Below are 19,289 nucleotides of genomic sequence, written 5' to 3'. Positions count from 1 at the left end.
GGAGCGGACCACGCGGGCGCGACAGGGATCACCACGCTCGCAGCTGGGTAGGAAGGGACTCTCGGGTCTTCCCCGCCCGCCCGACACGTGCGAGGTTAGGGGGACCAGCGGTGACAGGGTGGTGACCATGGGCGAGGATGTCGGCGTACGGACCTTCAGCCGGGAGGACCGCGCCCGCTACCGGGACAAGGTCCGCCGGTGCCTGGACGTCTTCGCCGAGATGCTGCGCGAGTCGCGGTTCGACATCGACCGGCCGCTGACGGGGCTGGAGATCGAGCTGAACCTGGTCGACCAGGAGTCGATGCCGGCGATGCGCAACGCCGACGTGCTGGCGGCGATCGCCGACCCGAGCTTCCAGACCGAACTGGGCCAGTTCAACATCGAGATCAACGTGGCGCCCCGCCGGCTGACCGGCACCGGCACCGCCGAGTTCGAGGAGCACGTGCGGGCCAGCCTCAACGCCGCCGAGGAGAAGGCCCGCGCGATCGGCGCCCACATGGTCATGATCGGCATCCTGCCGACGCTGCGCCCGGAGCACCTGACCGCCGAGACGCTCTCGCACAACCCCCGCTACGCGCTGCTCAACGAGCAGATCTTCGCCGCCCGGGGCGAGGACCTGCCGATCGCCATCAGCGGTGTGGAACGGTTGGCGGTCACCGCCGACACGATCACCCCGGAGGCGGCCTGCACCAGCACGCAGTTCCACCTCCAGGTCAGTCCGGCGCAGTTCGCCGACTACTGGAACGCCGCGCAGGCGATCGCCGGCATCCAGGTCGCCCTCGGCGCGAACGCGCCGCTGTTCTTCGGCCGTGAGCTGTGGCGGGAGACCCGCATCCCGCTGTTCCAGCAGGCCACCGACACCCGCTCGGAGGAGATCAAGGCACAGGGCGTACGGCCCCGGGTCTGGTTCGGCGAACGCTGGATCACCAACGTGTTCGACCTGTTCGAGGAGAACGTGCGCTACTTCCCGGCGCTGCTGCCGGTCTGCGACCCGGAGGACCCAGCGCAGGCGCTGGCCGCCGGTGAGGTGCCCAACCTCGCCGAGCTGCGGCTGCACAACGGCACCGTCTACCGGTGGAACCGGCCCGTGTACGACGTGTCGCGCGGCCGGCCGCACCTGCGGGTGGAGAACCGGGTGCTGCCCGCCGGGCCCACCGTGCTGGACACCATCGCCAACGGCGCCTTCTACTTCGGCCTGGTCCGGGCTCTGGCCGAGTCGGACCGGCCGCTCTGGTCGCAGATGTCGTTCAGCGCCGCCGAGGAAAACTTCACCAGCTGCGCGCGGTACGGCATCGACGCGCAGGTCTACTGGCCCGGCCTCGGCTACCTGCCGGTCACCGAGCTGGTGCTGCGCCGGCTGCTGCCGTTGGCGCACCACGGCCTGGACCGGTGGGGGCTGGATCCGGGCGAGCGCGACCGGTTGCTCGGCATCATCGAGCAGCGCTGCCTGACCGGCCGCAACGGCGCGACGTGGCAGGTGGAGACGCTGCACCGGCTGGAGTCAGCCGACCACCTGGACCGGCCGGCGGCGCTGCGCGAGGTGGTCCGGCACTACGTGACGCTGATGCACAGCAACCGGCCGGTGCACGAGTGGCCCATCCCCTGAGCCGGCGTCACTCCCCCGGGCGGTCCCAGGGTGACGGGTCGTCGCGCAGCCGGCTGTAGAGGTACCCGTCGCGCCACCGCCCGGCCCGAAACTCGCAGGCCCGCACGACGCCTTCGAGCTGGAAGCCGGCCTTCTCCAGCGACCGCTGCTCGGCGACGTTCTCCGGGTGGGTGCCGGCCTGGATGCGCTGCGCCGGGGTGTGCTGGAACAGGTAGTCGCAGAGCAGCGCCTGGGCCCGCCAGCCGATGCCGCGCCCGCGCCACGCCGGCAGCAGCGCGATCCCGATCTCCCAGTACGACGCCATGCCGCTGTAGCGCCCGGCGAGGTAGCTGACGAAGCCGGCGGCGGCCTGGTCCGGCTCGACCTGCACGATGAGCCGCCCGTCGTCGGCGCCCAGCCAGTTGTCGGCGGCGAACCGCCGCGCCGGTGCACCCGGGTCGCGGAAGCCGGACCAGTCCAGCCCGATCAGCCCCGGCTCGGTGCAGAACCGCCGGAACATCTCCAGGTCGGTCTCGGCGACCGGCCGCAGTCGTACCGTGGGTTCCCCGCGGTCGTGCGCCACGCCAGACGCTGACTCCCGCTCGTTCTCCATCAAGCCTTTCCCCTCCTGGGTGGCGCAGGACGTCGTGGTCGGTGCCGTCAGCGGTTGTCATGCAGGGCGACCAGGCGCTTCGGCGCCCGGTTGCGCCAGGCGTGCTCGATCAGCTCCTGCATGCGCTCCTCGGTGACCTTGGCCAGGTCGACGCGGAGGCCGACGAAGATCCGGCCGTTCCGCCACACCTCCTCATAGATGTCCGGCTGATCCGCGGCCGCCGTTGTGGCCTCCGTCTGCCCGACACACACGATCGCGTGCGCGTCGCCCTTCTCCAGGTGCGCGAGGAGCTTGTCCGCGACGCGGAAGCCGGGCAGCCGGAAGTGTGGTTTCTCCACGACCTCCGGCAGCGCCATCGCGTAGCCACGGATGTCAGCCAGCCTGATCATGGCCACTCCTTTGTCGTCTCAGTGGTCGCACCCGTGCCGGTGCCAGGCTACGGCCGGCGTTGCCGCAGGCGCTGGACCCGCCCATACCCGGGTCGTCTGTCGCCTCTGCTCGATCCCCGGTGGAGCGTCCCTTGTGGACCCCCTCGGTCATTGATGCGTGTCGTAGGCTGTGGTGGCGCCGACATCGATGACGATGAAGGGATTCCTGTGGCTGCTTCCGAAACAGACCGCACCCCGACCCAGAGGCCCGTGAGCACGACCCTGTCCCGACGGCACATGCTGGGAGTCGGCGCGGCGGCTGCCGGCGGCGCGTTGCTCGCCGGCACGGCTGAGGCGGCGCAGGCCGCGCCGGCTGGTCCGAAGCGGCAGTTGCGCGCGCCGGTGCTGGCGCCCGGGGACCGGGTCCGGGTCGTGTCGCCCGGTGGCACTCCCAACCCGGACAACATGGCCCGCGGCATCGAGATCCTGCGGAGCTGGGGCCTGGAGGTCGAGCTGGGTGCGCACGTCTTCGCCAGGTACGGCTATCTGGCCGGCACCGACGCGGAGCGGCTGGCTGACCTGAACGCCGCGCTCAACGATCCCGGGGTCCGTGCCGTCTTCGCCGCCCGTGGCGGCTACGGCACCCAGCGGATCGTCGATAGGGTCAACGTGGCCGGGCTCCGTCGCGACCCCAGGGTGGTCGTCGGGTTCAGTGACATCACCAGCATCCACGGCAGGCTCTGGCGCGAGACCGGGCTGGTCACCTTCTACGGCCCGATGGTCAACTGGAGCGACAGCCGCACGGGCCCGGAGTCGGCCGAGTCGCTGCGCCGGGCGGTGATGACGACCGCACCCGTCACCATCGCCCGGGACCCGGCCGAGACGGCCGCCCCCGTGCTGGTTCCGGGCCGGGCGACGGGTCCCCTGCTCGGCGGCTGCCTCACGCTGATCTCCACATCGCTGGGCGCCGCTGACACCCCGAAGTTCGACAACGCCATCCTGTTCTTCGAGGACGTGGACGAGGCGCCGTACAGCATCGACCGGATGCTGACCGAGTTGCGTCGGGTGGGCGTGCTGTCCCGGGTTGCCGGAGTGGTCATCGGCCAGATCACCAACAGCATCGGTGGCCCGAACGAGTGGGACGCGGCGGCGGTCCTGCAGGATCGCCTCTACGACCTGGGCGTTCCGGTCCTGGGCGGGCTTCGACTGGGCCATGGCAATGGCCAGCTCACCATTCCGCTCGGCTCGCGCGCCACGATCGACGCCGTGGCGGGGACTCTGACGGTGGAACCCGGAGTCCGTCCACGCTGACCGGAGCCGCGTGGTGGCGCCGGCCGCTCGGCGTACCTGTCGTTGATGATGGGTGCCATGACGTCAGTGGGCGCCCAGCGGGTGCGGGATGCGAACGACGGAGCGCACAGTCTGGTCGAGCAGCGACTGATCGAGTCCGTCGCCCGCGGCGAGGTGCTGGATCTGGCTGGTGACGGACCGGTCGATGAGGCCGCGATGCGGTCCTGGGGCGACGACCGGACGATCTCGGCTTCGGTCATCCGTGAGCTGGTCCGCGGCCGGCTGGTCGGCGATCCCGACCCGCACGGCCTGCGGCTGCGCGGAGCCCGGATCGCCGGCCGGATCGATCTGGAGAACATCACCAGTGAGCTGGCGCTGGAGCTGCGCGACTGTCTCCTGCCCAGCGGCGTGAACGTTCGCAACGCCCGCCTGTCGGCGGTTGCCCTGACCGGGTGCCGCATCGAGCAGGCGGCCGGTTCGCCGGACGCGGAACTCGACGCCACCCGCTGTGCCGCATCAACGCTCGCGCTCGACAGGAGCAGGGCCAGCGCCGACGCCGTCGCCGGCACCATTCGTCTCGCCGCCGCCCGCGTCGGCACGTTGGACTGCCGCGGGGCTCGGTGGGACAACAGCACCGGGCCAGCCCTGGACGCCGACGGCCTCCAGGTCGACCAGAGCGTGTTCCTCAATGACGGCTTCACCGCCACCAGTCCCAGCGTGCGAGGCACCGTCCGGCTGCTCGGCGCCCACATCGGCGGCCAGCTCAACTGTGGTGGGGCGCGGCTGGAGAACACCGCCGGGCCGGCGCTCAACGCCGACAGCCTCCGGGCCGACCGGGACGTGCTGCTGTCGAACGGCTTCACCGCCATCAGCGCCAGCGAGCAGGGCACCATCCGGCTGCTCGGCGCCCACATCGGCTCGTTGAGCGGCGGCGGTGCGCGGGTGACGAACACCGCCGGCCCGGTCCTCGACGCCGACGGCCTCACGGTCGACCGGGACGTCGCCCTGGACGGTGGTTTCACCGCCACCAGCACCGGCGAGTGGGGCACTATCGGCCTGGCCGGCGCCCACATCGGCGGACTACTGGCCTGCGGTGGGGCGCGACTGGAGAACACGACCGGCCCGGCCCTCGACCTGAACGGTCTCCGGGTCGACCAGGACGTGCACCTGGATGACGGCTTCAGCGCCACCAGCGGCGGTGACGAGGTGGTCGTGCTGGTGCTGGCCGGAACGCGGATCGGTGGCACTCTCCGCCTCGACACCGATCGGGTGACACGCACGGCACCCGGCCCGGGACCGCTGATCGAGCTGGACGGCCTCACCTACGGTGGGCTCCCACGCTCGGCGTCACCGCAGGGGTGGTTGACCCTGCTGCGCGAGCACACGCCCCGCTACAGCGCCCAGCCCTACCAGCACCTCGCCGCCGCCTACCGCGCCGCCGGCCACGACCGCGACGCCCGCACCATCCTCATCGCCCAACGCCGCGACCAGATCCAACGCGCCGGGCTGACCGCCTCCGAACGCGCCTGGGGTCGCCTTCTCGGCATCACCCTCGGCTACGGCTACCAACCCTGGCGGGCACTGCTCCTGCTCCTCGCCACACTGGCGATCGCGGTCACCCTCGGCGTCATCGGCGGCCACCACGGTGGCCTCGCGCAGAAACCGGTGACCGGTGGTGCAGTCAGCGCCTGCGCCACCATCGACCAGATCGGCGTCGGCCTCGACCTCGGCACACCACTGCTCAAGACCGGCGCGCGCGACCGCTGCCAACCCACCGACACCCCGGCCGGCCATACCCTCACCATCGCCGGCTGGGTCCTCCAGCTGCTCGCCTGGAGCTTCGCCACTCTGTTCATCGCCGGTTTCACCAGCGCGGTCCGCAAGACCTGACCCCGCTCCGATCAGATGTGCACGGCGCGCGGGTTGCCGCCGGGGGCGGTGCTCAACCGCGCGGGGTGGGAACCCCGAAGAGATCGGTGATGCCGCCGGGGAGCTGGGCGAACAGGTCGTGACGCTCGTCGTCGTCGAGCGCCTCGGCGACGGTACGCAGCACCGCCTGGGCGTGCTGACGCACCTGGTCCGCGTCCGCGACCTGCTCCCGGTCGCCCACCTTCTTCAGGAACTCGCCGACGTCCCACCGGCGACCCTGTGGGTTACGGGTGACGGACGTGTTCAGCCGCTCGGGTAGCTGTGCCGCCAGGTGGTCGGCCTCCCGTCCGGCGAGCCGTTCGCCGAGCACCGACAAAACGGCCTGTACGGATCGCACGGCCTCATTCTCGCCGAGGCCCGCGCGTCGTCGTACCGTGGCGATCAACTGCTCGTAATCCATGACCCGCTCCTTCCGTCTCCTCGACCGGCCGTCAGGCCTGCCGGCGGACGAACGTGGCGAGTTCCCAGGCTCTCTGGGCGCAAACGAGGTCAGCCGTCGACCCGGACGTCCAGCGCGTCGACGGGCGGGACCGCACATCTCGCAGCCGACGAGGCGGATCAGTCGATCGAGGACGCGGCCGTCGGCGGCGGACGGTCGACCGGGAAACGGTATCGAGGGCGGTGACTGGGTAGCGTCACACAATGCGACTCGCACCGCCACACCGACAGCTGGTCAGGGCCACCTACCTCGCGGCGGTCGTCTTCGGTGCGTTCTGGGGCACCTGGGGCTCGGCCGTGCCGCGTGTGCGCGACGAGGCCGGTCTCGACGACGCGCAACTCGGCACCGCGCTGCTGTTCATCAGCGCTGGCGCCCTGCCCGCGATGCTCCTGACCGGTCGCGCGCTGGACCGGTGGGGGCTACGGTGCACGGCCCCGGTGGTCGTTGCCCTGGGCGGGGCGGGACTCGCGGCGTCGGTCACCGTCGACGGACTCGTCGGCCTGTGCGCCGGGCTCACCGGCGTGGGCCTCGCCAGCGGCGCCGTCGACGTCGCCCTGAACTCGGTCGGCGGGCGCGCCGAGCAAAGCTCCGGCCGGCCGATCATCACCCGGGCCGGCGCGGTGTTCTCCACCATGGTCGTCGTGTCCAGCCTCGGCACCGGCGCGGCGTTCGCGCTCGGGGCACCCACGTGGGTCCCCTTCGCGGCCGTGCTGCTGCTGTCGGCCGTGGCCGGTGCCGCCATCCGCCGGAGCCTGCCCTCCGACACGTCGGGCCCGGAGCCGACCGCGCCGAGCAGCACGAGTGGTGTCCGGATGCCGATCGTGCCGCTGCTCCTCGTGGGTGCGCTCGGCGCGCTCGCGTTCGCCAGCGAAAACGCCCACCAGAGCTGGGGTGCCGTCTTCATGGAGGACGTCCTGGTCACCGGCCCCGGCCTCAGCGCGATCGCACCCGCGGCGTTCGCCGCCGTCGTGGCGGCCACCCGCTTCGCGGTCAGCACGCTGGACCCCGCCCACGCCCGGAAGGTCCTCGTTCTCGGGTCCGTCGTGGCGGCCGGCGGCACGACGGTCCTCGCGCGCGCGCCGTCCGTACCCGTCGCGCTGGCGGGGCTCGTCCTCGCCGCCGCCGGTACCGCGGCCCTGTTCCCCACGCTGCTGAGCATCGTCTCGCGCAACGTAGTCGAGTCCGCACGCGGGCGAGCAACCTCCATCGTGACGGCCGTGTCGTACCTCGGGTTCCTGCTGGGGCCGGTCTACGTGGGACTGTGGGCGTCCGCGACCGGCCTGCGGGGCGCGATGATCGCGGTGGCGGCGCTGTGCCTGGCCCTCGCCGTACTGACCCTTCCGCTGATGGCCCTGAGCCGTTACGCGGTGACGCCCCGGCCCGTGACGTACCGGGGCCACGAGGCGCGCGTCCCGTCGGCCCACTCGTCATGATCCGCCGGCGCTGCGAAAGGTGCGGCGGTAGGCGTCCGGAGGTACGCCGACGGTGCGGTGGAAGTGCCGGCGCAGCGTCGTGGCGGTGCCCATGCCGGCCGCCTCGGCGACGGCGTCGATGCTGTCGTCGGTGTTCTCCAGCAGCTCCTGGGCCCGACGGATCCGCTGTGTCGACAGCCAGTGCAGCGGGGTGGTGCCGGTCGCCGACCTGAAGTGGCGGGCCAGGTTGCGCGAGCTCATGTTCGCCTGGCGAGCCAGGTCCTCGACGGTCAGCGGTTGGTTCAGCCGTTCCAACGCCCAGGGGAACAGGTTGGCGAGGGGATGGTCGTCGCGGGCGGGCACCGGGGTGGTGACGTACTGGGCCTGGCCGCCGGCGCGATGCGGTGGCACGACCAGGCGGCGGGCGACGGCGTTGGCGACCGTCGAGCCGTGGTCGCGGCGGATCAGGTGCAGGCACAGGTCGATCGCGGCGGCTTTGCCGGCGGAGGCGAGCACGGTGCCGTTGTCGACGTAGAGCACGTCCGGGTCGACCGTCACCCGGGGATAGCGGGCGGCCAGCGCCTCGGTGTGGGCCCAGTGCGTGGTCGCGCGCAGCCCGTCCAGCACCCCGGCGGCGGCCAGCACGAACGCGCCGGTGCACAGCGAGACCATCCGGGCGCCCGCCTCGTGGGCCGCGCGGACGGCGTCGAGCAGGTCGGGTGGCACGTCCGCGTCGATGTCCTCCACGGCAGGGATGATCACGGTGTCGGCGCGGGCGAGCCGCTCCAACCCGTCGTCAGGGTCCATCCGGAATCTGCCGACCCGGACCGGGCCCGGGCCGCAGACCACGAGGTCGTACCACGGGTCGGCCAGGCCGGAGGGGTCGCGGACGAAGACCTCGCAGGCCATGGCGAGCTCGAAGTGCAGCATCGCGTCGGTGGCGGCGAGCGCGACAGTGGCCATGTCCGAAATTGTACGGGGCATGGCGTTCCCGACACTGGTCCGGGGCTGGCCAGTGCTGGAGGCTCTGCTCAGTCGATCTTTTCGAGGGGAGAACTGAGATGGGTCAGAACGTTGCGGTCTTCGGTGCGTACGGGCACACCGGGCGGTTCGTGGTGACGGAGTTGCGCGATCGCGGGTTCGTCCCGCTGCTCGTCGGTCGCGACGAGGGCAGGCTCCAGGCGCTGGCGGCGTCGGGGCTCGAATACCGGGTGGCGTCGGTCGACGATCCGGCCTCGCTCGACCAGGCGTTGACGGGCGCGGCCGCGGTCATCAACTGCGCCGGCCCGTTCGCCTCGACCGCTGCCCCCGTGATCGAGGCCGCCCTGCGCACCGGGATCCCGTACGTGGACGTGGCCGCCGAGATCGAGGCCAACGTCGACACGTTCACCCACTTCACCGACCGCGCTCGGGCCGCGGGCGTCGCGGTGGTCCCGGCGATGGCCTTCTTCGGCGGGCTCGGCGATCTGCTGGTGACGACGGCGATGGGCGACTGGACGGCGGCCGATGAGGCGCACGTCGCGTACGGACTGAACAGTTGGCACCCCACGGCCGGGACCCTCGCCGCCGGCGCCGTCTCCCGGGAGCGGCGCGACGGCCACCGTGTCCGCTACACCGGTGGTCGGCTGGACTACTACGTCGACGGGGGCGACCTGCCGAGGACGGAATGGGACTTCCCCGCTCCGACGGGCCGCCGCACCGTCCTCGGCGACTTCACGATGGCCGACGTCGTCACCGTCCCCAGCCACCTGTCCATCCCCGAGGTGCGCACGTACATGACCATCGACGCGGCCAGGGACCTGGCCGCTCCCAGCACACCGGCACCGGCGGCGGTCGACGAACTCGGCCGGTCCGCGCAGACGTTCACCGTCGACGTCATCGTGCGCTCCGGCGACACGCGACGACGCGTCATCGCCAGCGGCCGGGACATCTACGCCATCAGCGCACCCCTCGCCGTCGAAGCGGTCCATCGCATTCTCGGCGGCCGGACGAGGACGAGCGGCGTTGCCTCCGCCGGCGCGATCTTCGACGCGCCCGACTTCCTCCGCGCGCTGTCCGCGCAGATCACGCTCGACATATTCTGACCGGCCACCGGAACCTTCTCCCCCGCCCATTGGTGGGACTGGTGGAAGAAGGGGGGTGGCGGTGTCCGACGGTGATCTGATCTCCGAGCTTTACGCCGGCTGTTTCCGGCGCCTGGTGGTTCAGCTGTACGCGGTGACGGGCGACCTGAACGAGGCGCAGGAGGCGGTCCAGGAGGCGTTCACCAAGGCGTTGGCCACGCCCCGGCGCTTCGCCGAGCTGGAGAACCCGGAGGCGTGGCTGCGCCGGGTCGCGGTGAACGTGGCCCGCAGCCGGTTTCGGCGTCGGCGCGTACTCGATGGACTGTTGCGTCGGATCGGCCCGCCGCCGGCCGTCGCCGACCACTCGCCGGAGCACCTCGCCCTGCTCGCCGCGCTGCGCGGCCTGCCCGAGGGGCAGCGGCAGGCCCTGGCCCTGCACTACCTCGTCGACCTGCCGGTGGACGAGGTCGCCGCCACGCTGGGCGTCTCGGCCGGGACGGTGAAGTCCCGGCTGTCCCGCGGCCGGCACGCCCTGGCGGCGCTGCTCACCGACTCCGACGTCACCGACACCACGGAAACCGGGAGGATCGATGCCCGATCGTGAGTTCTCCGGGTTCGACGTGGAGGCCATCGCCGAGGCCGTCCGGCAGCCGCCCCTGGGCGAGCTGCGGTCCACCGCCCGGTCGCGCCGGCGCCGGTCCGTGGCGATCGTGGCGACCGCCCTGGTCGCGCTGGCCGGCGTGACCGCCGTACCGCTGGTGTCCGGGCCGGACCGGGCGCACCCGGTGGCGCCGCTTGAGCCGTCACCCCGCCCCGACCACTCCAGCGACTTCACGCTGACCGGTCCGGACTCGGGCGTCGACGTACGGCGGGAGGGCTGCGTCCTGCGCTTCGCGTTCACCGACGACCGGGGCCGGAGCTGGTCGGACGGGGACACGGCCCGGTTCCAGGGCACCAGATGCGAGGCCAACCCCACGCCGACGGTGGGCGGCCTCGAGTTCTCCGTTCTCAGCGACCGGTCCTACCTGGTCAGCGACGCCGGACTACCCCGCCTCTCCACCGACTACGGCCGGACCTGGCGGGACGGGAACGAGGCGATCGTGGCGGTTCCCACGTTCCCGGCGACGGCCCGACCGGTCTTCTGCGGGTTCGGCTGTGGCGCCCAGCAGGAGCCGCTGGCCGTGGATCCGTCGAGCGGAACCGTGTACCGGCTGAGCAGCAAGGCGCCGTCGTGGCGTCCGCTCTTCAGCCTCTACCCCAGCCCCGACGGGACGATCTGGGCGACGTACCAGATGCCGAGCCCCTCGGGAGCGACCGTCGCCCGCAGCTCCGACCGGGGCGCGACCTGGACCACCTGGGAGGTGGGGACCGACGCGAGCGTGGCGGCGGTGGTCGGGCTCGACGACCGAAAGGGGTACCTGATGGCCTGGCCGTCGACGGAAGGCGGCTCGATGCGGCTGCTGAGAACGACGGACGGTGGGGAGACCTGGACGGACACCGGCGCGGACCTGCCCACGCAGGCGCACTGGGACCTCACGGTCGGGTCCGACGGATCTCTGCTGGCGATCACAGCGGGAGCAGGCACGGAGCCCAACCGCCTCGCGCGGCTCCTGGTCAGCCGAGACGACGGGCGGCACTTCACGGTCGCCCGGGAGTACGGCCCGGTCGTCGGCGCGCTCAGCGTCGCCCCCGGGTACGCCTGGCTCTTCGGCCCGGATGACGGATCAACCGGCGAGCCGGACCATCTCCTGGTCACCACGGACGCGACCACCTGGACCCGTTTCACGCTCGCGCCCTGAACGGATGCGGCCGTATGGCAGCAATCCATTGACAGTCTCCTCATCGGGGCTCTACACAGAAGCTCGACGCCCATCGATGCGAGCGATGCCACGCCCGGCGACGCGCGTCGAGAAGGGAACCACCACCGTGAACACCAGACTCCTCTCCGTCGTACTGACCGCCGTGCTCGCCGCCGGCCTGTCCGCCATCGGTGCCGGGCCGGCGGCGGCCGGGCAGACCACCCTGCGGGCCGCCGATCCGAGCGTGATCCGCGTCGGCGGCACCTACATCTCCGTCCAGTCGCTCAACGGCGGGATCGCCGTGCGCCAGGCACTGTCGACCGACGGGCTGGCCGCCGCTCCGGCGCGGCAGGTCTGGTCGGACACCCGCAACCTGGGCGAGGTCTGGGCCCCGGAGATCATCACCGACGGCGGCCGCTACTACATCTACTTCTCGGCCGGGCGCGGCCCCGCACACCGGATGTACGCGATCAGCTCGACGGCACCGGCGAGCGGCTACACGGCCGAGCGGCAGCTCGCGCTGCCCGGCGGCAAGTGGGCCATCGACGGCAGCCTGTTCACCTTCAACGGGCAGCGGTGGTTCGTCTGGTCGGGGTGGGCCGGCGACACCAACGTCGAACAGAACATCTACCTCAGCCGCATGAGCGACCCGCTCACCCCGACGGGCAACCGGTTCATCATCTCGCAGCCACGGGAGAGCTGGGAACGCGTCGTCGGCAACCCGTACATCAACGAGGCCCCCGAGGCGATTCGGGACCCGAACGGGCAGCTGCACATCGTCTACTCCGCCAACGGCAGCTGGAGCAACCAGTACTGCCTCGCCGACCTGCGACTGCGCGCCGGTGGCGACCCGACGTACGTCTGGGACTGGTACAAGTCGAACGGCTGCCTGTTCGGCTCGAACCGGGCCACCATGATGGCCGGCTGGGACCCCACCCTGCACGTCGACGGCCCCGGCCACCACAGCTTCGTGCTGCTCAACGGCGACATCGCCACGAGCCCGCCCGCCGGGCCGAGGTTCCCGCTGATGTTCCACGCCGTGCCCAAGGGCACCCCGTACTCCTGGGCGAACCGCTACTGGTACACCGGCACCTTCTGCTGGTGGGGGAACACCACCTACCGCCGCGCCAACGTGCCCGGCCCGACGACCGACACCGGGTTCAGTATCAAGTTCTTCGAGTGATCCGCGCGCCTCAACCGTCGACGCCGACCAGCGGGGCGAGGGACGCCACGCCGGTCGGCGTCGGGTGGGCAACGACGGTCAGAAGTTGACGCTGACTCCGGCCGCCTTGCAGGCGGCCGTGATGAGCACCGGCCGTGATAGCGTTCCGGCGCGCCCCAGATGGGCCTACCCCCCGGAGGTTGTGGCTACTTCAGCCGCCACGCCGAGATCAACACGACGTACGTGTGTCTCGCGCGGAGTCCGGGGCGTCGGTGCCGTCGGGGCTTTGTCATCGGTGCGGTTGGTGGACGCCGCGGGCTTCCGATCGGGTCTTCGGATCTACCGGGAAGACGGTACGCATGGCAGTCACGTTCAACCACACCATCATCGCCACGAAGGACAGGAACGCGTCGGCCGCGTTCTACCGGGAGCTGTTCGAGCTGCCGGAGGCACCATCGTGGGGGCCGTTCGCCAACGTCCTGCTCGACGACGGTGTGCTGCTCCAGTTCGCCGAGCCGCCGGTGGACATCCAGATGCAGCACTACGCGTTCCTCGTCGACGACGAGCTGTTCGCGCGGTGCCTGGCGCGCATCGAGGAGCGCGGCATCACGTACTGGGCCGACCCGCAGATGCAGCGCGAGGGTGAGACCAACACCGAGCACGGCGGGCACGGGTTCTACTTCTTCGACCCGGCCGGGCTCGCCATCGAGATCGTCACGCGGCCGTACCTGTAGCCGGCCTCGGACGTGGTCCCTCCTGCGAGGGAGCGTCTTCCCCTGTCGGCGGGGGTCGCCCGCGCCGGGGCGCCGGAAGGATCGATGCATGACGACATCGGCATCGATCGCTCGCAGGAGCGGCCACGCTCTGACGTACGCAGTGCTCGGCTGGGCCGTGGCATACGGGGGCGCACGTCTGGCGTGGACCGTTGGCGAGGCTCCGGAGTTCGGGCGGTTCGGGTCTGACCTGCTCGGTTTCACCGGCTGGCGGTCGGTGGCGTTGTGCGTGGCCGCGGGTGTTCTGGCGGTTGCTCTGGACCGGGTGACGACGTGGCGGCCGGCGCTCGCGGGGTTCGCCTGGACGGTCGCCGGAGCACTGATCGCGGCAGCCGCGATTCTTCTGCCGGAGTTGGTGGGCTTCCTGCTGTTCACGGTCGGCCCGTACTTCGACCCGGTCGCGTTCGCCAGCCGGCTCGGTTGTGTCACCGGAGCGGTCCTGCTCGGTCTGGCCACCGCCCGCTATCAGCGGCGCACCCGGGGCGACTGTCCGGACTGCTGCCGGGCGGGCCGACCGGGTTCGCGGCGCTCAGCACCCGCGCGGTGGGCTGGGCCGCGTACGCCGCGGTAGCCGGCCTCGTCAGCCGCTTCGTGGCCCAGATCGTGGTGGGTTTCGACGGCCTCACGCAGGACGCCTCCGTGATCGGGTTGGAGATCGGCCTGGTGCTGGCTGGGGTGCTGTTGCCGTTGGCACTGGTGCACCGCTGGGGCGAGATCTGGCCGGGCTGGGTGCCGCTGCTCGCCGGCCGCACGATCCCTCGTCTGCTGTTGCTGGTGCCCGGCTTCGGGCTCGGGGCGGGCGTCGTCGCCTACTTCGGCATGGGGATGGTGCAGTTGATGTCGGGATCGGTCAGCCAGTTCTCCGACACGTTTCTCTGGGTGGCGATGTCGGCGTACTGCACCCTCGGGCTCGGGCTCGTCGCGGCGTCAAGCGACTACCACCTGCGCACCCGCCACGCGTGCGGGGCCTGCGGCCGGTGACGTCCCCTAAGCTTTCCTGCGCAGGTAGGCGTCGGCCAACTGGCGAAGGCGGGTCCTGTCGAAGCTGTGCCCGTGGCCGGGATGCACGACGGACACGTCGAGGTCGGTGAGGAACTCCATGCTTCGCCGGTAGGCCGCCACGTCGGAGTTCGGCAGGTTGTCGATCAAGGCACCCTCGTAGACGATGTCGCCGGAGTACAGGGTCCCGGTGCGCTCCTCCAGCAGGGCGATGCTTCCCGGTGTGTGGCCGGGAAGGTGCAGCACAGTCAGCACTCGCCCGCGCCCGCCCAGGTCGATGCGGTCACCGTCGTCGAGCGTGCGGTTCAGGGTCATGGGTTCGACGCGGTAGGTGGCCGGGTCGTAGCCGGGACCGGGCAGGACGTCGATCATGAGCTCCGGGACGGGTTCTCCCGCCGCGTCGATCCCGACTCTGTCGTAGAGCTCCGCGCCGTACAGGCTCGCCGGTACACCCGCCGCCAAGAGCTCCGCCTCGGCGGGGTGGGCGGCCCGGTCAGCGAACTCAGCTGCCCCACCGACATGATCCAGGTGCGCGTGGGTGAGCAGGACCATCGGATCGCGCTCGAACAGGCCCGGAATCGCATCCCGCAAGGCGACGACACCGAGCCCGGCGTCGACCACGATGTCACGATCGTTGCCGCGCAACCACCAGAAGTTCGCCGACACCAGTTCGTTGACGTGCGGTTCCGAGATCCGGATGACGTCACCACCCGCGTCGGCCTGCGCATACCAGTCGACCATGCCCGCAAGTGTGCCTACGCGGTGATGCCGTTTCGATCGTGTCGGATCCAATACCCCACCGCCCTACTCGACGACTTCCTCGCTCACAGCGGACTGACCCTCGAACCCAACACAACCTGACCGTTCAAGGTCTGTAGCCGGGTTCGTCGGGCGCCGGCCGCCAGCCCGGCCCCCGACGCGTTCCGCACCTTGTCAGCGCGGCAGACGGGTGCGGCGGTAGTAGGACCAACCGGCCAGAGGCAACGCGACCGTCCAGGCCAGAAGTAGCGGGAGGCCGATCAGCACGCCCGTCGGGGTGAAGATGTCCTGCGGGCTGGACCGGGACAGCTCGGCCGCGAACTGCCAGGGCAGGGTCGCCGAATAGCCGATCATCACGGCGGATCCCACCACCGTTGGCGTCAACGGCAACCACGGTGGCACTCGACGTCCGCGCGGCCACGGCACCCACCGGGGGAAGGTGATTCCCCAGTCACTGATGAGTCCAAGCGCCAAGACTCCGCCGAGCCCGGCGAGGACGCACAGGAGGCCCAGATAGAACGCGCCGGCCGGCATGCCCAGGAAACCGTCGACCGGATGATCGCCGACGCCGGGCCCGCGACCGTGGTACCACTCGTGGAACGGATCGGGATTGGCGAACATCGGGATACCGAGGATCCATGGAATGTGCAGCGGGATGAATCCCAGTACGGGGGCGATCTACGCCACGTGACCGGCTCGGCGCGCCCATGGCGACGCTGGTGGCGTACGAGGCGCACCAGACGTCGTGTCGGAAATGGTCTGCACACGTGGCGTTCGGATCACGGTGGTTTCTCCGTATCGGTGGTGAACGTCGGCACATCCGAGATCACCCTGCCCGAACGGCATGGCGGGCGAATCCCCGCACCGAGGGAGTCGCTTCCCCGTACGTGGGGAGACGCTTGCGATCACTTCCGCTCACTGAGCCGGATGTCGACGGCGTGCGCTTCGTCGAGTCGCATGGCTACGCCGAGGTCGACCGGTACCTGCCGCCGGGGGCAAGGAGCCCGTACGTCACTCCACCGACCAGGCAATGGCGGGAGGGCGCACCCGAGCGCACAGCGGCCCGCCTGCGGCGTCGGTCAACCCGACTCGGCCGACCAGGATCCCGCTGCCCTCGTGTGCGGCGCGCAGCAGCTCGGTCGGGATGTCGGTGAACATCAACTTCGCCCGTCTGAACATCGCGAAGCCGTCTTCGGTCACCGCGCCCCAGCTCAGATACAGGAATCGTGCTCCGGGGCGCCCGTGCACCCACGGTCCGCCGACGTCCAGCATCCCGTCGATCTCCCGGCTGGACACCTCGAAGCACCAGGTCGCCGTCGCCGCGTCGGCCGGCACCTGATCGACGACCTCGGCCTTGCGCTGGACCCCGACGTGCACGTTGCCGAGCCGCAGCGCGTCGGCTTCCGCACCGGCGCGCCGCCCCGGGAGGTCGCTGCCGTCGATCCGGATCCGCATACCGCCGACTCTAGTGCAGCAGCCGCCGTTCGATATTCCGCTGGTGGGAGCGGGTAGACGGGGCCCGGTCAGTGCACCGAGGGTCAGCCATGCGAGTCCTCGGACGGTGGCGGTGTGCTGGGCGTGTTCCCTGGCCACGACGTCGGGGGTGGGCCAAATGCGCGACGACCGGCCCGCACAGCCAGCGTGGCGAGGGCAGCGTTGGCGCCACCGCCAATCACAGCGCCGATACCGAACGGCGCCGCTCGACCGAGAACGATGATTCCCTGCTTGGTCCCGTACTTCGTGATGAAGTGTCTCCCCAAGATCCTGTTGATCTGACGCAACGTCTCGGCAGGCACCTTGGCGACAACCTGACGTCCCCAGTGTTGCCCCGTGCGCTCGGCGACCTTGGTGATGGTGGCGGAGCCGGACCCGCCGAGCATGATTCCCATCACGATCGTTCGGCGGCGCTCGATCTCGTCGATGGGGACTCCGTGGACTTCGGCGATCGAGAGCGCGAAGAGGGCGCTCAGCTCAAGAGATGAGAGTGCCTCGCCGGCCGACAGTGCCAGTGCGATGCCGGTGCCGACGCCGGGCGCCGCTGCCGCTCCTCCAACTGCAGCACCCGTTCCGGTCAGTGCGCTGACGTACATCCGCTCCAGATTGCGGATCACCTGTGCCGGTGTCGCCTCCGGGTTCCGCTGGCGGGCCCGGGCAATGTTCTTGCGCACCAACACGCTCTGGACGTCGATTGCCTTGTCCAAGAGGTCGAGGACTCGCTGCCCACGTACGGCTGTTTCCGGAACCGGTCCGTCGAGGGCATCTGTTGCCACGCCTTGAACTCCTTAAATCGTCACGTCCCAGCTGGGTCCCCCATTCGACCAGCGGAGCGGACCTTGCACCAGATCTGAACGGTGGACGCCGTACTGGTCGGCGAGTTGGTTTATTGAGACACCTGCGGCGTGTGCGGTCGAACAGCGTCCACCTGGGTCGCGGTAAACCAGGTCGCGCTGTGACCACCGACAAATCTGAAGATACGTCCACAACGGACACACGATCGCGCGGTGGCCGAAGGGATCGAGACGATCACCTGAGCGGCCAATTCTGACGGTCTCCGGTTCGCCGATGCGTGCGGCTTCGTCGAGGTGTCCCGATACCTGCCGCCGGAGGAGGACTTCGCCTACGTCACGCTGCGGCCAGGCTGACGAGACGGTTGCGCCGGCCACCGCGAAGCTCACCAGGATCGCGCCGGCCAGTGCCACGGGCCGACCAACGCCGCCAGTCGCGCCACGCCGGCCGGTGCCGAGTGCGCGCGGGCGATCTCGGCGATCTCGGTACGCGCCAACGGCCGGCACCGGACCTCGGCCGGCACGACCCTGTCCGACCCGGCCAGCCATCGTGGTTACTCGTCAAGCCGGCCTATCGGAATCACTGAGCCCTCCTGGGCAGCCACCCTGGACCAGAGTGGAACCGCCGGGTGATGCCGCGAGCCAGATTAAGGTGCTGCCGCGACCCAGATAGAAGGGCTGCTCAACGGGCCAGCGCCATGGCGCCCTTCCAGGGTGGAGACCGTTAATCTCGTCGTACGGGTCTGAACTCCTCGTTTCCTGCACACATGCAATCATTGCCGTATGGACTTGTCTGCGCACCCCCCAGGTGTGCCCGCAGGCGCCGACGCTGATCTCGTAGACGGTCTGGCCGCACTGAGCAGAGCCCTCGTCGGCATCACCGCTCACACTCTGGCGACCCTGGACGTGGAAGTCACGCTGTCCCAGTACCGGACGATCGTCGTCCTCGCGTCGCGAGGGCCGGTGCGGACGGTCGATCTCGCCGCCGCCCTGCACGTCCACCCGTCGACCGTGACGCGGACCTGCGATCGACTGGAGCGCCGGGGTCTGGTGGCTCGCCACCAGGGCGCGACGGACCGGCGAGTTTCCTGGCTGATCCTGACAGAGAGCGGGAAAAGCCTCGTGGGCGAGGTGATGCGACGGCGGACCGCGCAGATTCGCGAGCTCGTCCGGACCCCGGAGGCAGCGGCGGCCCGGTCCCTCGCCGAGCTGGTCGAGGCGCTGGCCGTCGCCTCCGGCGAGCCGTCCGAGCGGCAGTGGTGGCACCGGTGGGAGCACTGCACGGACCTCACGCCCACGTCGGCGGCCGGCTGACCCCAGGTGGCGAGCGGGCCGGTCACGAAACCGATCAGGCAGATTCCATCGATCATTCCCAGTGGGACGAACCGACCGGCCGCGGCAATCGGGTAGTGATCGTCGTAACTCACCGTGATGGCTACCCGCAGCTCGCCACAAATCTTCGTCGAGGGAAGTGCTGGTGGCCCCCGGAGCCGACCGCTACGCGTCCAGCACCACCGACAATCCGCCCACTCGTGCCGGGCAGGGGATTTCCGCGACAGATACGACGATCCAGTACCGCACTTCGATCGGGGTCCGTCCCCGGGGCAGCCGAGACGTACACCAACCTTTCGGCGCGGATCGCGCTGGTCACCGTGGGCCCCTCGGCTTGGGTCGGCTGACGTTGATGACGTAACGTGACCCCTTCCATTGTTTGCATGGGCACACGTACTTGGCAGAGGGAGGCGCGGGTGCGCTGATCGGCGACGACGTTCGGCGAGCTTGCTCTCCGACATGAACCGCCGTGTCCGGCACC

Annotated in this window: 21 protein-coding genes; 12 read left to right on the top strand and 9 right to left on the bottom strand. The window is 70.6% G+C overall.

All coding sequences use genetic code 11. The features are described from left to right. Nucleotides 1-127 precede the first annotated feature (127 nt). The gene (locus KBX63_RS10475; RefSeq protein WP_210910805.1) at nt 128-1,606 is read left to right on the top strand and encodes a glutamate--cysteine ligase; all 1,479 of its coding nucleotides are present in this window, start codon (nt 128-130) and stop codon (nt 1,604-1,606) included. Between the two features lie 7 nt (nt 1,607-1,613). Here KBX63_RS10475 and KBX63_RS10470 read toward each other — a convergent pair whose 3' ends face one another. Both KBX63_RS10470 and KBX63_RS10465 read right to left on the bottom strand, forming a co-directional pair. Next, nucleotides 1,614-2,168 (bottom strand): GNAT family protein, encoded by a 555-nt coding sequence (locus tag KBX63_RS10470; RefSeq protein WP_307871683.1) that lies wholly within the window; start codon nt 2,166-2,168, stop codon nt 1,614-1,616. Between the two features lie 77 nt (nt 2,169-2,245). Continuing rightward, nucleotides 2,246-2,587 (bottom strand): MmcQ/YjbR family DNA-binding protein, encoded by a 342-nt coding sequence (locus KBX63_RS10465; RefSeq protein WP_210910803.1) that lies wholly within the window; start codon nt 2,585-2,587, stop codon nt 2,246-2,248. Nucleotides 2,588-2,836: 249 nt separating this feature from the next. Here KBX63_RS10465 and KBX63_RS10460 point away from each other — a divergent pair, with 249 nt between their 5' ends. Beyond that, nucleotides 2,837-3,877, top strand: a complete 1,041-nt coding sequence (locus tag KBX63_RS10460; RefSeq protein ID WP_307871682.1) for an LD-carboxypeptidase — start codon at nt 2,837-2,839, stop codon at nt 3,875-3,877. A 57-nt stretch (nt 3,878-3,934) separates the two neighbouring features. Next, nucleotides 3,935-5,746 carry a hypothetical protein gene (locus KBX63_RS10455; RefSeq protein ID WP_210910802.1) on the top strand — a complete coding sequence of 604 codons (1,812 nt, stop codon included), beginning with the start codon at nt 3,935-3,937 and terminating at the stop codon, nt 5,744-5,746. A 52-nt stretch (nt 5,747-5,798) separates the two neighbouring features. Here KBX63_RS10455 and KBX63_RS10450 read toward each other — a convergent pair whose 3' ends face one another. Continuing rightward, nucleotides 5,799-6,185, bottom strand: a complete 387-nt coding sequence (locus tag KBX63_RS10450) for a DUF2267 domain-containing protein (protein WP_210910801.1) — start codon at nt 6,183-6,185, stop codon at nt 5,799-5,801. 242 nt (nt 6,186-6,427) lie between these two features. Between KBX63_RS10450 and KBX63_RS10445 the strand changes: the two genes are divergently transcribed. Continuing rightward, nucleotides 6,428-7,657, top strand: a complete 1,230-nt coding sequence (locus KBX63_RS10445) for an MFS transporter (RefSeq protein WP_210910800.1) — start codon at nt 6,428-6,430, stop codon at nt 7,655-7,657. Here the strand turns inward: KBX63_RS10445 and KBX63_RS10440 are convergent. After that, complete coding sequence (locus KBX63_RS10440) at nt 7,652-8,599, bottom strand: helix-turn-helix domain-containing protein (RefSeq protein WP_210910799.1); 948 nt, start codon at nt 8,597-8,599, stop codon at nt 7,652-7,654. The genes KBX63_RS10445 and KBX63_RS10440 overlap by 6 nt on opposite strands. Before the next feature lie 98 nt (nt 8,600-8,697). Between KBX63_RS10440 and KBX63_RS10435 the strand changes: the two genes are divergently transcribed. The 7 genes from KBX63_RS10435 to KBX63_RS10405 all read left to right on the top strand — a co-directional run bounded on the left by KBX63_RS10435 (nt 8,698) and on the right by KBX63_RS10405 (nt 14,414). Beyond that, the gene (locus KBX63_RS10435; RefSeq protein ID WP_210910798.1) at nt 8,698-9,720 is read left to right on the top strand and encodes a trans-acting enoyl reductase family protein; all 1,023 of its coding nucleotides are present in this window, start codon (nt 8,698-8,700) and stop codon (nt 9,718-9,720) included. A 61-nt stretch (nt 9,721-9,781) separates the two neighbouring features. Beyond that, complete coding sequence (locus KBX63_RS10430) at nt 9,782-10,303, top strand: RNA polymerase sigma factor (RefSeq protein WP_210910797.1); 522 nt, start codon at nt 9,782-9,784, stop codon at nt 10,301-10,303. Continuing rightward, a complete protein-coding gene (locus tag KBX63_RS10425) occupies nt 10,290-11,498 on the top strand; it encodes a sialidase family protein (protein WP_210910796.1) in 1,209 nt (402 codons plus the stop codon). The genes KBX63_RS10430 and KBX63_RS10425 overlap by 14 nt, the downstream gene beginning before the upstream one ends. Before the next feature lie 127 nt (nt 11,499-11,625). Beyond that, nucleotides 11,626-12,681, top strand: coding sequence for a glycoside hydrolase family 43 protein (locus KBX63_RS10420; protein WP_307871681.1), 1,056 nt, complete (start codon nt 11,626-11,628; stop codon nt 12,679-12,681). Nucleotides 12,682-13,019: 338 nt separating this feature from the next. Next, a complete protein-coding gene (locus KBX63_RS10415) occupies nt 13,020-13,394 on the top strand; it encodes a VOC family protein (RefSeq protein WP_210910794.1) in 375 nt (124 codons plus the stop codon). Nucleotides 13,395-13,482: 88 nt separating this feature from the next. Next, the gene (locus KBX63_RS10410; RefSeq protein ID WP_210910793.1) at nt 13,483-14,004 is read left to right on the top strand and encodes a hypothetical protein; all 522 of its coding nucleotides are present in this window, start codon (nt 13,483-13,485) and stop codon (nt 14,002-14,004) included. Further along, nucleotides 13,977-14,414 carry a hypothetical protein gene (locus KBX63_RS10405; RefSeq protein ID WP_210910792.1) on the top strand — a complete coding sequence of 146 codons (438 nt, stop codon included), beginning with the start codon at nt 13,977-13,979 and terminating at the stop codon, nt 14,412-14,414. Before KBX63_RS10410 ends, KBX63_RS10405 begins: the two co-directional genes overlap by 28 nt. Before the next feature lie 6 nt (nt 14,415-14,420). Here the strand turns inward: KBX63_RS10405 and KBX63_RS10400 are convergent, their stop codons facing one another. The 5 genes from KBX63_RS10400 to KBX63_RS10380 all read right to left on the bottom strand — a co-directional run bounded on the left by KBX63_RS10400 (nt 14,421) and on the right by KBX63_RS10380 (nt 18,000). Next, entirely contained in the window at nt 14,421-15,173 is a 753-nt protein-coding gene (locus KBX63_RS10400; RefSeq protein ID WP_210910791.1) for an MBL fold metallo-hydrolase, read from the bottom strand. 192 nt (nt 15,174-15,365) lie between these two features. Next, nucleotides 15,366-15,812 carry a hypothetical protein gene (locus tag KBX63_RS10395; protein ID WP_210910790.1) on the bottom strand — a complete coding sequence of 149 codons (447 nt, stop codon included), beginning with the start codon at nt 15,810-15,812 and terminating at the stop codon, nt 15,366-15,368. A 390-nt stretch (nt 15,813-16,202) separates the two neighbouring features. After that, nucleotides 16,203-16,646, bottom strand: a complete 444-nt coding sequence (locus KBX63_RS10390; protein ID WP_210910789.1) for a DUF5990 family protein — start codon at nt 16,644-16,646, stop codon at nt 16,203-16,205. 83 nt (nt 16,647-16,729) lie between these two features. Further along, the gene (locus KBX63_RS10385; protein ID WP_210910788.1) at nt 16,730-17,461 is read right to left on the bottom strand and encodes a hypothetical protein; all 732 of its coding nucleotides are present in this window, start codon (nt 17,459-17,461) and stop codon (nt 16,730-16,732) included. Between the two features lie 401 nt (nt 17,462-17,862). After that, nucleotides 17,863-18,000, bottom strand: coding sequence for a hypothetical protein (locus KBX63_RS10380; protein ID WP_210910787.1), 138 nt, complete (start codon nt 17,998-18,000; stop codon nt 17,863-17,865). 259 nt (nt 18,001-18,259) lie between these two features. On the opposite strand from KBX63_RS10380, the gene KBX63_RS10375 reads away from it, so the two are divergent. Then, nucleotides 18,260-18,790, top strand: coding sequence for a MarR family winged helix-turn-helix transcriptional regulator (locus tag KBX63_RS10375; protein WP_210910786.1), 531 nt, complete (start codon nt 18,260-18,262; stop codon nt 18,788-18,790). Nucleotides 18,791-19,289 lie beyond the last annotated feature (499 nt).

Origin of the sequence: Micromonospora sp. U21 (assembly GCF_018070045.1) — a bacterium.
Classification (GTDB): domain Bacteria; phylum Actinomycetota; class Actinomycetes; order Mycobacteriales; family Micromonosporaceae; genus Micromonospora.
The sequence above is the reverse complement of the archived record's forward strand: the minus strand, read 5'-3'. Positions and strand labels throughout refer to the sequence as shown.